At 72.1% G+C, this 14,339-nt stretch carries 12 protein-coding genes; 3 read left to right on the forward strand and 9 right to left on the reverse strand.

The genetic code is table 11. The features are described from left to right. Positions 1-90: 90 nt before the first annotated feature. From HD593_RS22510 to HD593_RS22530, 5 genes are all read right to left on the reverse strand, one after another. Positions 91-1,284, reverse strand: coding sequence for an MFS transporter (locus tag HD593_RS22510; RefSeq protein ID WP_185104107.1), 1,194 nt, complete (start codon positions 1,282-1,284; stop codon positions 91-93). A 78-nt stretch (positions 1,285-1,362) separates the two neighbouring features. Beyond that, positions 1,363-3,609 (reverse strand): alpha-xylosidase, encoded by a 2,247-nt coding sequence (gene yicI, locus HD593_RS22515; protein WP_185104108.1) that lies wholly within the window; start codon positions 3,607-3,609, stop codon positions 1,363-1,365. Between the two features lie 7 nt (positions 3,610-3,616). Continuing rightward, positions 3,617-4,507: a carbohydrate ABC transporter permease gene (locus HD593_RS22520; RefSeq protein WP_185104109.1), complete on the reverse strand. Its 891-nt coding sequence runs from the start codon at positions 4,505-4,507 to the stop codon at positions 3,617-3,619. Then, on the reverse strand, positions 4,504-5,430 hold the full coding sequence (locus HD593_RS22525; protein WP_185104110.1) for a carbohydrate ABC transporter permease: 927 nt from the start codon (positions 5,428-5,430) through the stop codon (positions 4,504-4,506). Before HD593_RS22525 ends, HD593_RS22520 begins: the two co-directional genes overlap by 4 nt. 24 nt (positions 5,431-5,454) lie before the next feature. After that, the gene (locus tag HD593_RS22530) at positions 5,455-6,810 is read right to left on the reverse strand and encodes an ABC transporter substrate-binding protein (protein ID WP_185104111.1); all 1,356 of its coding nucleotides are present in this window, start codon (positions 6,808-6,810) and stop codon (positions 5,455-5,457) included. 131 nt (positions 6,811-6,941) lie between these two features. Here HD593_RS22530 and HD593_RS64445 point away from each other — a divergent pair, with 131 nt between their 5' ends. Then, positions 6,942-8,486, forward strand: coding sequence for a glycoside hydrolase family 43 protein (locus HD593_RS64445; protein WP_185104112.1), 1,545 nt, complete (start codon positions 6,942-6,944; stop codon positions 8,484-8,486). A gap of 129 nt (positions 8,487-8,615) precedes the next feature. On the opposite strand, the gene HD593_RS22540 is transcribed toward HD593_RS64445, so the two are convergent. Together HD593_RS22540 and HD593_RS22545 are read right to left on the reverse strand one after the other, a co-directional pair. After that, complete coding sequence (locus HD593_RS22540) at positions 8,616-9,608, reverse strand: LacI family DNA-binding transcriptional regulator (RefSeq protein WP_221524888.1); 993 nt, start codon at positions 9,606-9,608, stop codon at positions 8,616-8,618. Between the two features lie 206 nt (positions 9,609-9,814). After that, positions 9,815-10,360: an RICIN domain-containing protein gene (locus tag HD593_RS22545; protein ID WP_185104114.1), complete on the reverse strand. Its 546-nt coding sequence runs from the start codon at positions 10,358-10,360 to the stop codon at positions 9,815-9,817. Positions 10,361-10,489: 129 nt separating this feature from the next. On the opposite strand from HD593_RS22545, the gene HD593_RS64450 reads away from it, so the two are divergent. Both HD593_RS64450 and HD593_RS22555 read left to right on the forward strand, forming a co-directional pair. Further along, positions 10,490-11,764, forward strand: a complete 1,275-nt coding sequence (locus HD593_RS64450; RefSeq protein ID WP_185104115.1) for a right-handed parallel beta-helix repeat-containing protein — start codon at positions 10,490-10,492, stop codon at positions 11,762-11,764. Positions 11,765-11,859: 95 nt separating this feature from the next. Continuing rightward, positions 11,860-12,717 (forward strand): helix-turn-helix transcriptional regulator, encoded by an 858-nt coding sequence (locus HD593_RS22555; protein WP_185104116.1) that lies wholly within the window; start codon positions 11,860-11,862, stop codon positions 12,715-12,717. Here HD593_RS22555 and HD593_RS22560 read toward each other — a convergent pair. Both HD593_RS22560 and HD593_RS22565 read right to left on the reverse strand, forming a co-directional pair. Further along, complete coding sequence (locus HD593_RS22560; RefSeq protein WP_312903627.1) at positions 12,689-13,336, reverse strand: class I SAM-dependent methyltransferase; 648 nt, start codon at positions 13,334-13,336, stop codon at positions 12,689-12,691. The two genes, HD593_RS22555 and HD593_RS22560, sit on opposite strands and share 29 nt — an antisense overlap. Positions 13,337-13,434: 98 nt before the next feature. Continuing rightward, a complete protein-coding gene (locus HD593_RS22565; RefSeq protein ID WP_185104118.1) occupies positions 13,435-14,274 on the reverse strand; it encodes a maleylpyruvate isomerase family mycothiol-dependent enzyme in 840 nt (279 codons plus the stop codon). Between the last annotated feature and the right edge of the window lie 65 nt (positions 14,275-14,339).

A 14,339-nucleotide genomic window follows, 5' to 3' on the forward strand; every position in this document is an offset into this window, starting at 1 on the left:
TTCCCGCCGGGGCTACCCTGATCCGGACCTGGCCGGCGCCGCTGCGGGCGGGCGCGACGCCGGGATGGGCAGCCCGCCGCAGCCCGACGTCTACCTGCGCTGATCCCGCATCGCGGCGACGCGGTCGCGGGTGTCGACGGCGGGGGCGAGGAAGGCGGCGGAGATCATGAAGGCGAGCACCACGAGCATGGCGGTGCGCAGGCCCCAGTGGTCGCCGAGGAAGCCGAGGCCGGGCGGCCCGACGAGGAAGGCGACGTAGCCGATGGTGGCCACCAGGCTGACGCGGGCGGTCTCGTCCGGCCCGGTCTCGCCCGCGGCCGACAGCGCGACGGGGAAGCCCAGCGAGGCGCCGAGCCCCCAGAACAGGACGGCGGCGCCGGCCAGCACGGCGCTGTCCGAGAAGATCACCAGGAGCAGCCCGATCGCTCCGGACACCGCGCTGGCGCGCACGACGGCGGTGCGGCCGAAGCGGTCGAGGAAGTAGGCGCCGCCGAAGCGGCCGATGGTCATGGCGGCGGCGAAGCCGGTGTAGACGAGGGATCCGGCGGTGGCGTCCACGCCGTGCCCGTCCACCATGAGCAGCGGCAGCCAGTCGTTGGCGGCTCCCTCGGCCAGCGCCATCGCCAGGACGATCGCGCCGATCAGGACGAGCTGGGTGTCCTTCCAGAGCTGCTGCCGCGGCCGGCCGGAGCCTGCCTCCTCCGGGGAGCCGGCGCCGGTGCCCGCCGGGATGGCGCGGATGGCGTACAGGAGCAGCGCGGCCGCCATCAGCGTGACGGCGGCCAGGTGCCAGTGCACGGGCAGGCGGGCGGCGGTGGCCGCGATGCCCGCGCCGGAGCCGACGACCGTGCCCAGGCTGAAGCAGCCGTGCAGGATGGGCATGGTCGTCCTGCCGGTGATGCGCTCGACGTCGGCGGCGTCCACGTTGATCGCGACCTCGCCCCCGCCCATGCCCGCGCCGAACGCGAACAGGCCCGCCATCACCAGGGGAGCGGACGACAGGAGGCTGCCGGCGCTGATGACGGCCAGGCCGGCGACGATCAGCGCGGTGCCCACGCCCATGACGGGCCTGGTCCCGAACCGCGAGACGAGCCGTCCCGAGCACAGGACCCCGATCATGGAGCCGAGCGACAGGCCGAACAGGATCAGGCCCATCTGGGCGGTGGACGCCTCCAGGCGGTCACGGAGGTCCGGGGTGCGGGTCACCCACGACGACATCGCGATTCCCGGGAGGAGGAAGAACAGGAACAGCGCCTGCCGGCGCCGTCGCGTGGCGGGGTCCATGCAGCTCCGTGATCGTTCGGTGCCCGGCAGGCTAAGGGGGATATCGGTGACGATAGGTGATCATATAGGGCGAAAGCCTCATACGCAGTCGTAGGTCCACCCTGTGGCGCGGGACGAGGAGACCGTGACCTTGCCGCCGGACCGGGTGACCGTGAACCGCGCCGGCGCGCCGGTGGCCTGGTCGGTCACGGTGACGGTGGTCTCGCCGTCCGGGCCCGGGTAGACGCGCAAGGTCAGGCCGTCGAGGTAGTCGTAGTCCGGCCGGTCGTCCCTGGCGCCGACGGGCAGCACGGCGCCCTCGCGCACGTAGATCGGCATCGAGGTGAACGGGTGCCTCTCCGTGCACCAGCGCCCGCCCTCCACGCGCTCGCCCGTCAGGTAGTTCGTCCACGTGCCGTCCGGCAGGTAGAACTCCACGGTGCCGTCGGCGGTGAACACGGGCGCGACGAGCAGGTCGGGGCCGAGCATGTACTGGGTGTCGAGGTGGGCGGCGTTACGGTCGCCGGGGAACTCCATCGCCATCGGCCGCATCACCGGCGTCCCCGTCTCGTGCGCCTGGACGCCCGCCTGGAACAGGTACGGCATCAGGCGCAGCTTGAGCCTGGTGAACAGCCGGGTCACCTCGACGGCCTCCTCGTCGAAGGCCCACGGAACGCGGTAGGACGACGAGCCGTGCAGCCGGGAGTGGGAGGACATCAGCCCGAAGGCCACCCAGCGCTTGAACACGCCGGGATCCGGGGTGCCCTCGAAGCCGCCGATGTCGTGGCTCCAGAACGAGAAGCCGGAGAACGCCAGCGACAGGCCGCCGCGCAGGGTCTCCGCCATGGACTCGTACGTCGATCCCGTGTCACCGCCCCAGTGCACCGGCATGCGCTGGCCGCCGGCCGTCGCCGACCGGGCGAACAGCACCGCCTCGCCCCTGCCGCGCCGCTCCTCCAGCACCTCGAACACGGCCTCGTTGTAGAGCTGCGTGTAGAGGTTGTGCATCCGCTCGGGCGCGGAGCCGTCGAAGTAGGCGACGTCGAGCGGGATCCGCTCGCCGAAATCCGTCTTGAACGCGTCCACGCCCTGGTCCAGCAGCCCGCGCAGCTTCGACTGGAACCACCGCCGCGCGCCCGGGTGGGTGAAGTCGACCAGGCCCATGCCGGCCTGCCACAGGTCCCACTGCCAGACCGGCCCGTCGGGCCGCCTCAGCAGGAAGCCCTGCGCGGCGGCCTCGGCGAACAGCGGCGAGCGCTGGGCGATGTACGGGTTGATCCACACGCAGACGCGCAGGTCCCTGGCGTGCAGGCGGGCGAGCATGCCCTCGGGGTCGGGGAAGACGCGCGGATCCCACTGGAAGTCGCACCAGTTGAACTCGCGCATCCAGAAGCAGTCGAAGTGGAAGACCGACAGCGGCAGGTCGCGTCCGGCCATGCCGTCGATGAACGAGGTCACCGTCCGCTCGTCGTAGTCGGTGGTGAACGAGGTGGACAGCCACAGGCCGTACGACCAGGCGGGCAGCCGGGCGGGGCGGCCGGTGAGCGCGGTGTAACGTTCCAGGATCCGCTTGGGGTCCGGCCCGTGGATCACGAGGTACTCCAGGCTCTCGCCCTCGACGGAGAACTGGACGCGCTGCACAGCCTCCGACCCCACCTCGAACGACACGTGCCCCGGATGGTTGACGAAGACGCCGTAACCCCGGTTGGTGAGGTAGAACGGCACGTTCTTGTAGGCCTGCTCGGAGGAGGTGCCGCCGTCGGCGTTCCAGATCTCCACCGTCTGGCCGTTCTTGACCAGCGGGCCGAACCGCTCGCCGAGCCCGTAGACCACCTCGCCGACGCCCAGCGAGAGCTGCTGCGCGAGGTGGGCCGACGGGCCGGTCCTGGGCTTGCCGACCGGGCCCGGGTCGGTCTGCGCGTCCGCGGCGAGGCGGAAGCAGCCGATGGACTTGTGGCCGCTGGAGGTGAGCGGGCGGCCGTCCGCGTGGAACGTCAGGTCCCAGGGGGCGCCCGGCGCGATGGTCGCGCCGAGCGCGCCGCTGGTGAGCGTCGCGCCGTTCTCGCCGGCCTTGACCAGGCCGTGGCCGGGCTCGGCGCCGTCGAGGTCGAAGCCGCGCCCGTCGCTGACGTGGTGGTCGATCCGGACGCGGATCACGTTCTCCAGCGGGGAGTCCAGCCGCAGCGAGAGCACCGGCCGGTTGAGCGTGTCGCCCCGGCGGTGGATGACGGTGGTGGGCGCGGTGACGGTGACCGCGTTCTGCTCGGCCTGGATGTCGTACGCCTCGGCCGCGTACAGCGCGGTGACGCCGGGGCGGAGCTGCCAGAGCCCGTCGGTGAACTTCATCGGCCGCTCATCCCTTCAGCCCGCCGGCCAGCAGGTCGGCGCGCCAGAACCGCTGCAGCACCAGCACGAGCGCGATCAGCGGGATGACCGACACGGCCGAGCCCATGATCACCAGCGGGTAGAGGTCGCTGTCTCCCGCGCCCTTGGACAGGAACGTGTACAGGCCCAGGGTGATCGGATACTTCTCCTGGTCGGAGAGCATGATGAAGGGCAGCAGGAAGTTGTTCCAGATGCCGACGAACTGCAGCAGGAACACCGTCACCAGCCCCTGCACCATCATGGGCAGCACGATGGTGCAGAAGATGCGCAGCTCACCGGCCCCGTCCAGGCGGGCCGCCTCCAGGGTGCTCTCCGGCACCGCGGCGTTGGCGAACACCCGGCACAGGAAGATGCCGAACGGGTTGATGATCACCGGCAGCAGCACCGACCAGTGGGTCCCCGCCAGGCCGACGCTCGCCAGCAGCAGGTACTGCGGGACGGCCAGCACGATGCCCGGCACGAGCACCCCGGCCAGGATCACCGAGAACAGCACCTCGCGCCCGCGGAAGCGGAACTTGGCCAGGGCGTACCCGGCCATGGCCGACACCAGCGTGGACAGCACCGCGCCGAGGCCGGCGTAGAGCAGCGAGTTGAGCCCCCACCGCCAGAACTGGCCGTCGCCGTAGGCGCTCAGGTTCGCCAGGTTGTCCAGCAGGCCGCTGCCGGGCGCGAACGAGAAGGTGGTGAACAGCTCGCGCGGCGACTTGGAGGCGGCGATCACCACCCAGACCACGGGGGTCAGGCAGTACAGCGCGCCGAGCAGCAGCACCACGAGCGGCAGCCGCGGCCGGCGCCCGGCGCGCGGACGGCGGCGGCGGCGGCGGAACTGGCGGTCTCCGGTGGAGGTGACGGCGGTCATGCGTTGTCCCCGAACGTACGGCGCTGGAAGAAGCGCAGCAGCAGGAGTGACAGGACGAGGATGCCGGCCGCGAGCACGACGGAGGCGGCCGCGGCCCCGCCGAGGTTGTCGTTCACGAATGCCTCTTGGTAGATCTTCATCAGCGGCACCCAGGTGGAGCTGATGGTGGTCGTCATCGGCCGCAACGTGGCCGGTTCGCTGTAGAGCTGCAGGGTGCCGATCACCGAGAACAGGCCGGTGAGCACGAGCGCGGGCGCCACCAGCGGGATCTTGATGCGCCAGGCGATCTGCAGCTCGCTCGCCCCGTCGATGCGGGCCGCCTCGTAGATGGAGGTGGGGATGGCGCGCAGCGACGTGAAGATGATGATCATGTTGAAGCCGACGCCGGACCACAGCGCGATGTTGGCCAGCGAGAAGTACAGGGCGGGAAAGCCGAAGAAGTCCAGCGGGCCGGCGTCCAGCTGCCTGGCGAGGTAGGAGACGGGGCTGGTGCTGGGCAGGTACAGGAACCCCCACAGCAGGCTGGCGATCACGCCCGGCACCGCGTACGGCAGGAAGATCGCCGTCCGGGAGAAGCCGCGCGCCCGCACCCTCGGGGTGTCGAGCAGCAGCGCGAACAGCAGGGCCAGGCCGAGCACGCTGGGGATGGCGATCACCCCGTACAGCAGCACCCGGCCGAGCCCGGCCACGAACTCGGGGTCCGTGAGCGCGGCGAGGTAGTTCTCGAGGCCGACGAACGCCTGCGTCCGCCGCCCGAACGCGCCGCCGCCCTCGACGCGGAAGCCGCGGAAGCTCAGGTAGACGGCGTAGCCGATCGGGATGACCAGGAACAGGACGAAGAACACGATCGCGGGCGTGGCGAACAACCACGGGGTGGCGGCGGCGCGCAGGCGCGGGCGACGGCCGGCGGAGGTGGCGGGCATGATGGCGTCCAGAGTGGGATCGGGCTACTTGGTGACGGTGTAGCCGGACTTCTGCAGGTCGGCGACGACGGCCTGCTGCGTGGCCTGGTAGACCGCGCGGAAGGAGGTCTTGTCGAGCGCGGCCTTGTTGAGCACGTCACCGAAGGCGGTCTGCGCCACGTTCACGTTCGGGCCCCACGTCACCGGGATCGTGGTGTTCTTGATCACCTGGTCGGTGACCTGGTAGAAGTCCTTCTGCTGCGGCATCAGCTTCGGCGGCTCGTGCGTCAGGGTCGCCTGCCGCCCGGCGTTGCCGCCGGGGAAGAGGTCGAGGCCGAGCAGCAGCTTGGAGCCCTCCTCGGAGGCGCCCAGCCAGGCGGCGAACTTCGCGGCCTCCTGGGCGTGCTGCGACTTGGCCGGCACCAGGTACGCGGAACCCCCCAGGAACGGCACGGCGGCCTGGCCCTTCGTCCACTGCGGCAGCGGCGCGGACTCCCACTTGCCGGCGGTGTCCGGCGCCACCGAGTAGATCACGCTCGGCGCCCACGCCGCGGCCGCCCAGCTCAGGATCTTGCCGTTGTTGACCTGGGCGTTCCACTCGGGCGTGAGCAGCGGCTCGACCTTGACCAGGTCCCGCTCCACCAGGTCCTGCCAGAAGTCGGCGGTCTTCAGCGAGGCCTCGCCGTCGATGCCGACCTTCCAGGCGTTGCCGTCGGTGCTCCACCACTGCGCGCCCGCCTGCGCGGCGTGCGCGGCGAAGAACTCGAGCTGGTTGGCGGCGAAGCTGGCGATGTAGGCCTCGGGGTCCTTCTTCCGGATCTGCGCGGCGGCCTCGGCGTACTCGTCCCAGGTGGCCGGGACCTTGACGCCGAACTTGTCGAACAGGTCCTTGCGGTAGGTGAGGACCATCGGGCCGATGTCCTGGGGCACGCCGTAGACCTGGCCGCCGAAGGTGGTCTGGGCCCAGATGTTGGGCTCGACGTTCGCCTTGGCGCCGGCCACGTCGGCGGTGATGTCCTTGACGGCTCCGGCCACCACCAGGGCGGGCAGGCCGCGGTACTCGATCTGCACCACGTCCGGGGTGTCGCCGGCCTGGTCGGCCGCCAGCAGCTTGGAGGCGGTCTCCGTGGTGCCGCCGACCTCCGACAGCTTGACGGTGACGTTCGGGTTGAGCTGGTGGTACTTGTCGGCGATCGCCTTGGCCGCCGGGTCGCTGCCCTTCAGGCTCCAGGTCCAGAACTCCAGCGTGACAGGCCCGCTCGCGCTCGCGTTCTCCGACGGGGTGTCGCCGGAGGAGCAGGCGGCCAGCGACGCCGACAGGGCGATCGCCAGGGCGGCGCCCAGCAGCGTGCGGCGGCGGTGTCCCCCCGGTCGGGGCTGGGTGGGAGTCGGTGCGGTCATGGACGGGCTCCTCGGCAAGGTGGTGCGTTCCGCGGCGGGACGCCGGGTTCGTGCGTTGGGATCTAACCTGATGTTAACGTTGTCATGCTGTCAAGCCCCCTCTTGTAACAAGCCTCCCGGAGCCTGCCCCCGTGCCCACCTTCCGCAACCCCGTCCTGCCCGGCTGCCATCCGGACCCGTCGATCTGCCGGGTCGGCGCGGACTTCTACCTGGTCACCTCGTCGTTCGCGTACTATCCCGGCCTACCCCTGTTCCACAGCCGTGACCTGGTGCGCTGGCGGCAGCTCACGCACGTGCTGAACCGGCCGGGACAGCTCCCGCTGCACGGGCTGGACGTCTCCGACGGCGTGTGGGCGCCGACCATCCGCCACCACGACGGCACCTTCTACGTGGTCTCCACCCTGGCGGTGGACCGGCGGGGCAGCCTCACCTTCGTCGTCACCGCCACCGACCCCGCCGGGCCGTGGTCGGACCCCGTACCGCTGGAGGCCGAGGGCATCGATCCGTCGCTGTTCTTCGACGACGACGGCCGCTGCTGGTTCACCGCCTGCCGCGACGCCCCCGGCGACGGCGGCCCCGGCGAGTTGTGGATGCGCGAGCTCGACCTGGACCGGCTGCGGCTCGTCGGCCCCACCCACGTGCTCTGGCACGGTGCCGTACGCGGGGCCTGGGTGGAGGCGCCGCACCTGTACAAGCGCGACGGCGTCTACCACCTGATCGCCGCCGAGGGCGGCACCGAACGCAACCACAGCGTCACCGCCGCCCGTTCGGATGCCGTGACCGGCCCCTACGTCACCGACCCGCGCAGCCCGCTGCTCACCCACCGGCACCGCGGCCCGGACGAGCCCGTGCACAACGTCGGCCACGTCGACCTGGTGGACACCCCCGACGGCGAGACCTGGGCGGTGACCCTCGGCGTGCGCCCCATCGAGGGCACCCACACGCTGGGCCGCGAGGTCTTCCTCGTGCCCGTCGACTGGACCGCCCACGGGCCGGTCTTCGCCCCGGAGACCGGCGGCGTCCGCCTGACGGAACGCCTGCCCCGCCTCGCCTCCGCCCGGCCCGAGGAGGCCGTACCCGCGGTCCGCACCCGCTTCGCCGGGACGCCGCTCGGGCTGGAGTGGAACAGCCTGCGCGGACCGGTCACCGGCCTCGTCGAACCCGCCGCCGGCGGCCTGGAGATCACCGTGGCGCCCGAGCCGCTCGGCTCCACCGGCGTCCCCGCCTTCGTCGGACGGCGCCAGCAGCACGTCCGCTTCCAGGCCAGGGCCGAGATCGGCTTCGCGGCGGCGCACCCGTCCGAGGAGGCCGGCCTGGCCGTCTTCCAGAGCCAGGACCAGCACGCCACCCTCGCCCTCACCGTGGACGGGGCGGGAACGCCGCAGGCGGTGCTGACCGTCAGGGAGGCGGGCACGAGCACCCGCCTGGCCGCCGTCCCGCTCCCGCCGGGGGAGGTACAGCTGGCCGTCGAGGCGGACGAGGCCGGCTACACCTTCCGCGCCCGGCACCCGGGCACCGGCGGCTGGACCGACCTCGGCACCGTCGAGCGGGCCTTCTTCAGCACCGAGCGCGCGGGCGGATTCGTCGGGGTCCACCTCGGCCTCTACGCCACCGGCAACGGCCGGACCGGCACCGGCCGGGCGATCGTGCGCTGGTTCGACTACCAGCCGGGCTAGCGGGCGGGGCGCTGGGCGGGTGCCGGGCTCAGGCGCGCGGCAGGTGCGCTCCGGTGCGGGCTCAGGCGGATGGCCCGGGGCGGGGCGGTGCGGGCTCAGGCGGATGGCCCGGGGCGGGGCGGTGCGGGCTCAGGCGGATGGCCGGGGTGGGGCGGTGCTGCGCCGTACGATCAGCTCGGGCGCGATCCGCTCGGAGGAGGCCGGCTCGCCCTGCATCATCCGCAGCAACTGCTCGATCGAGCGCGCCCCCAGCGTCACGAAGTCCTGCCGCACCGTGGTGAGCGCGGGCACCAGGTACGCCGCCCCGGCGATGTCGTCGAACCCGACGAGCGAGACGTCACCCGGCACCTTCACACCGAGCTCGGCGAAGGCCGCCAGCACGCCCATGGCCATCTGGTCGTTCCCGGCGAAGATCGCGGTCGGCCGCTCGTGGCCCTCACGCGTGACCAGGTAGTGGGCGAGCCGGTAGCCGCTGTTGCCGGTGAAGTCGCCTTCGAGCAGCTCGCCGCGCGCCCCGGGCGTCTCCCTCATCCCGGCCCGCCAGCCCTCCACCCGGGCCCGCGCGTCGAACGTCCGCAGGGACCCGGTCAGGTGGACGATGTGCCGATGACCCAGCCCGGTCAGGTGCCGCACGGCCAGCCGCGCGCCGAGCTCCTGGTCCAGCTCGACGAAGCCGAGGTCCGGGTTGGGCACGTTGCCCGACATGATCACGGTCATCGGCACGCCGGTGACGACGCCGGTCAGGGCGTCCACGGCCATGGGCCGGTCGGCGATGACGGCGACGGCCTCGACCGCCTGGTCGGTCAGCCGCTGCAGCGTCTCGGTCAGGTCGACGGTGGTGCCGCCCTGCCAGCTCGCCAGGTTGACCCAGTATCCGGCCCGCTGCGCCGCGGTCTGCACGCCACGCAGGATGCGGGGCAGCTCGTACAGCTCGGTGCCGGCGAGCACCACGCCGATCGTCGAGGACCTGCGGCTCTTGAGCGCGCGGGCGACGCTGTTGCGGCGGTAGCCGAGCTTCTCGATGGCGGCCTCGACGCGGGCCCGCGTCTCCGGCCGTACGGAGGGGTGGTTGTTGAGCACGCGGGACACGGTGACGTGCGACACGCCCGCTTCGCGTGCCACATCCACCATGCCTGGTGCCCGGTTCATGTCCTCCGCCGCCTCTTCTCCGGGACCTACCCGTTCGCCGGCCCGCGCCACGCGGCGGTTGGATCATATCTCGCGTCACGCGGGCATACCGCCCGTGCCGCTGAGGGGGCATACCGCTCATGCCGATGAGCGGCCAGACGGGCTGATGGTCAGAGCCCGGCCGTCCGGGACGGTGGTTCTCAGACCCAGCGCTGCCCGGCGCTGCCGGTGTAGTCCCACTGGATGGCGTGGGCGCCGTTCTCTGTGCTGCTCGCGCCGATCGCCAGGTATTTCCCGGTGCCGACGTTACGGATGTGGCCGGCCTCGCCGATGTCCCAGCGCTGGGAATCGGAATCGAGGCAGTCCCATTGGATGGCGTGCGCGCCGTTCTCCGTGCTGCCGTTCCCGATCGCCAGGCACTTACGGCTGTTCGCGTTGATGATTTTGCGGTCCGAGTCGAGGTACCAGAGCTGGCCCTCGCTGCCGGTGTATTCCCATTGAATGGCGTGCGCGCCGTTCGCGGTGCTGCTCGCGCCGATGGCGAGGTATTTGTTGCTCCCGTAATTGCGGATGCGATAGTAGCCGGGTGCGGGATTGGCGGTCGGTTCCCGCGCCACGGTGCGCTCAGCAGCGCCCAGCGCGGGCATGCTGGGCAGGGGCGTGAGAGCGGCGACTGCGGCGGCCGTCAACGAGGCAATGAACGAGCGGAACATGTGCGCCATCCCATCGAATCCGAAGACCGGCATCGCGGATCCCGGGAGATCGTACTCGTAAGTCAGGCGGAGAAAAAGGCCCCGCCGGCGGTGCCTTGACCGGCGATCGCACGTGTGCTGTAATCCGAATTCGGTCCGGCGGCCGTTCGTTCGAATTACGGGGTGGCGAGATTACGGCGCGCCTTCGGCCGCGGGTTCCGCATGCCGCTCGGGGAGTTCCGCGCACCCGTCAAGGGGATCGGAGACATCGTCGTGGAATGTGGTCGTCGAGACGCCGTCAGGCTCGGGATCGCCGCGGGCGCCGCCCTGCTGGGCGGGGGGATCACCAGGGAGGCCGCCGCCGTCACGAGGCGGGCGGCGGGGCCGGTCAATCCCTACCCGGCCGGTGAGGACGGCACCGTCGTCGCCCTGCGCCACGCGCTGGACGACGCCGCCAACGGCATCGCCGGGCTGGCCGGACGCGACGAGCAGGGGCGGATCATCGTCCGGGCCAGGGCGGGCCACCGCCACGTGCTGCGGGCGAACCTCATCGTGCCGGGCAACACGCACCTCGACGCGACGGACGCCCGGTTCGTCGCCGACTTCGTGTCGTCGGGCACGTCCAGGACCATGGTGCTCAACCACGTCCCCAGCGCGACGACCGGCGGCTACGGGGCGCCGGGCAACATCAGGATCACCGGCGGCTCCTGGGACCCGATCTGGCAGTACGTCCAGAACGGCGCCACCGCGCCCGCGATGAACGTCATCACGATGCAGCACACCTCCAGGGTCGAGCTGGCCGGCCTGACGATCTACAACGTGAAGTGGTGGCACGCCATCGAGCTCAACGCCGTGCGTGACGCCACCGTCCGGGGGTGCGGCCTGTACGGCTGGATCGTGCCCCCGGAGTACGCCGACAAGCTCTGGCACGGCGAGGCCATCCAGCTCGACCTGGCGGGCAGCACCAACACCTGGGCGGGGGCGAGGGACAACACGCCCTGCGCCGACATCCGCATCCTCGGCAACACCTGCGACAAGTCCGGCTCGCAGGACGCCTGGGGCACCCTCGCCGGCTCGCACACGGCGGTGCCGGGCGTCCGGCACGCGCGGGTGCGGATCGAGGAGAACGTGGTCACCAACACCATCTGGGACGCGATCACGCCGTTCAACACCGAGGCCCTGTCCATCCGGTCCAACCAGATCACCGGCTGCCACGGCGGCGTGTACGTCCGGGCCGCCAACTCGGGCGTCAACCCGCTGACCACCGTGGAGATCACCGGCAACACCGTCGGCCCGCTGCGCCCGAACTCCGCGGGCAAGGTCAGGTGGGGCGTCGGGCTCGCGGCCTACACCCAGGACGCCCCCATCGGCGACATCCTGGTGAGCGGCAACACGGCTCCTTCCTACGCCTACAACGGCCGGCAGTGGATGAGCTTCCGCCAGCCGCCCCAGAGCTGAGTTCCCGCCGCCGCGCAGTGTTCGCCGCCATGGGGGGATCGGCGATCCCTGGCTCAGCCCTCGGAGCACCGGCCGGGGACGAACATAATGGGCGTATGGATCGTGCAGCCCTGGCGGACTTCCTGCGCCGCCGCCGTGAGGCGCTGCAGCCCGAGGACGTCGGGCTGCCCGCGGGCGCGCGCCGCCGGGCGACGGGCCTGCGGCGCGAGGAGGTGGCCTCGCTCGCCGTGATGTCGGCCGACTACTACACCCGCCTGGAGCAGCAGCGCGGCCCGCAGCCGAGCGTGCAGATGCTGGCCTCGCTCGCCCGGGCGCTGCGGCTGACGAGCGACGAGCGCGACTACCTGTTCCAGGTCGCCGGGCACAACGCCCCGGCCTCGGTCACGGACGCCACGCACGTCGCCCCCGCCCTGCTGCGCGTGCTGGACCGGCTCGACGACACCCCGGCGCTCATCCTGTCCGACCTGGGCGAGACGCTCGTGCAGAACCGCATGGCCGAGGCCCTGTTCGGCGACAGGTCCGGCCACACCGGGCACGCCCGCACCGAGATCTACCGCTGGTTCACCGACCCCGCCGAGCGGCTGCGCTACCCGGAGGCCGACCGCGACCGGCAGAGCCGCGCCCTGGTCGCGAACCTGCGCGCCGCCCACGGGATGCGAGGCCCGCAGTCGCGGGCGGGCGAGCTCGTACGGGCGCTGCGCGCGGCGAGCGCGGAGTTCGCCGGGCTGTGGGACCGGCACGAGGTGGCCAAACGCTTCGAGGACCACAAGATCCTCGTCCACCCCGAGCTCGGCGAGATCGAGCTGGACTGCCAGGTGCTGTTCACCGAGGACCAGTCGCAGGCGCTGCTCGTGCTCACCGCCCCGCCCCGCACGGAGGGGGCCGAGAAGCTGCGGCTGCTCGCGGTGGTGGGGCAGCAGCGCTTCACGGAACGGCGGGCCGTGACCCGGTGAGGTCCGGCTCCGGCACCCGGGGGCGGCGGGCCACGTAGACGACCGCCGGCGGCAGGTTGCGCCACACCGTCGTACTCGTCACGACCTCCTCGAACGCCGCCCGCAGGCCACCGGACAGCCGCCTGGCCGGTGCGGCCCAGCGCGTCCAGGTGTAGGCGAACTGCGTGTAGACCCCGGCCGGCGACAGGACCTGGGCCACCGACTCGATCAGCGGCGGCCGCCCGGCGTACGCGATCCACGGCAGGCCGCTGACCACGACGTCCACCGGCCCGGCGGCGAGCCCGCCGAGCAGCCGCGGCAGGTGCACGGCGTCGTCGCACACCACCTCCACCGAGGGGAACGTGCGGGCGATCTCTTCGGCGAACCTCTCGTTGAGCTCGATCACGACGTGCCTGCCCCGGCCGCGCAGCCGCCGCTGGATGGCCGAGGTGAACGCGCCCGTCCCCGCGCCGAGCTCGACCACCACCGGCTCGCCGCGCTCGGGGACGCCCACCACCATCTGCGCCGCCAGCCGCGGCGAGCTCGGCAGCACGGCGGCCGTGCGCAGGGGCGACCTGATGAACTCCCACAGGAACCGGCCGCCGCCTCCGGGGGCGTGGTGCCGCTGGTCGGTGGTCACAGTGCTGCTCCCCGGGTCCGCTCCGCTGCCGCGCTCGGAATTCTCGCGCAACGGCGATGGCGTGCGGATGGCCGGGAAGTGAATCATCGCGCCGGGGTTCAGGCGACGACGGCCAGCAGGGTCGTCATGGCGGCGGTGAGCTCCGGGTCGCCGCTCGCCTCGGCCCGCTCCCGGGCCTGTTCGACGCCGATGCCCCTGGTCGCGAGCCGCCAGAACGTGTCCTGATCCATCGACACCCGCGCGGCGGGCTCGCCGGCGCCCGTCACCTGAGAGGCCATCCGCCACCGTCCCGCACGCCAGACCGCGCTCCACCGCCCGCCGGACGGCCCCAGCACCTCCAGGACCGCGACCGTGCCCTCCGGCCGGTCGTGGGCGCGCAGCGTGAACGGCAGGGCCTGCGCGAAGACGCCCAGCACCGGCGCCATGAGCCCGGGCTCCGTCGCCCCCGGCCGGGAGACCGCGTCGCGTACCTGCTGCTGGTGCACCCAGAACTCGGTGTACTCGCGGCCGACGTCGAGCCAGCAGGGGCTGTCGACGTCGGTGGCCGCCCACGACACGTTCAGCCCGGCGGGAGCCTCCAGGTCGCGCGCCGCCCAGACCGCGTCGAGCTGCGGCCCGAGCTGCTCCAGCAGCTCGATCATCAGCCGCGGGCTGAGCTGGCGGGCCGCCCTGACGAACTCCTCGTTGGTACGGGCGAGGAAGGCGGGCAGCGTCTCGTCGTCGGCGAAGACGGCGCCGGAGTACCCGTCACGGGCTCCGGACAGGCGCCGCATGTAGTCGTTGAGCACGTGCGCGACGACGTCGTGCACGTCCCAGCCCGGGCAGACCGTCGCCCTGGCCCAGTCGGCCGGCTCCAGGCCGCGCAGCAGGCCGAGCATGGCCTGCCGTTCGAGCGGGAACAGGGGGCGGACATCCACGAGCGGGCCGAAGATCGACATGGCCCCGACCCTACCGAAGCCCCTGTGTCCTGCGAAAACGAATTTGTGCAGCCGAGGACAGGGCG

This window comes from Nonomuraea rubra (genome assembly GCF_014207985.1).
In the GTDB taxonomy this organism is placed as follows: domain Bacteria; phylum Actinomycetota; class Actinomycetes; order Streptosporangiales; family Streptosporangiaceae; genus Nonomuraea; species Nonomuraea rubra.

Excerpts from the sequence above, each read along its gene's own strand:
- HD593_RS22510 (WP_185104107.1), bottom strand. The coding sequence starts at position 1,284 with ATGGACCCCGCCACGCGACGGCGCCGGCAGGCGCTGTTCCTGTTCTTC.
- yicI (WP_185104108.1), bottom strand. The coding sequence starts at position 3,609 with ATGAAGTTCACCGACGGGCTCTGGCAGCTCCGCCCCGGCGTCACCGCG.
- HD593_RS22520 (WP_185104109.1), bottom strand. The coding sequence starts at position 4,507 with ATGACCGCCGTCACCTCCACCGGAGACCGCCAGTTCCGCCGCCGCCGC.
- HD593_RS22525 (WP_185104110.1), bottom strand. The coding sequence starts at position 5,430 with ATGCCCGCCACCTCCGCCGGCCGTCGCCCGCGCCTGCGCGCCGCCGCC.
- HD593_RS22530 (WP_185104111.1), bottom strand. The coding sequence starts at position 6,810 with ATGACCGCACCGACTCCCACCCAGCCCCGACCGGGGGGACACCGCCGC.
- HD593_RS22545 (WP_185104114.1), bottom strand. The coding sequence starts at position 10,360 with ATGCCGGTCTTCGGATTCGATGGGATGGCGCACATGTTCCGCTCGTTC.
- HD593_RS22555 (WP_185104116.1), top strand. The coding sequence starts at position 11,860 with ATGGATCGTGCAGCCCTGGCGGACTTCCTGCGCCGCCGCCGTGAGGCG.
- HD593_RS22565 (WP_185104118.1), bottom strand. The coding sequence starts at position 14,274 with ATGTCGATCTTCGGCCCGCTCGTGGATGTCCGCCCCCTGTTCCCGCTC.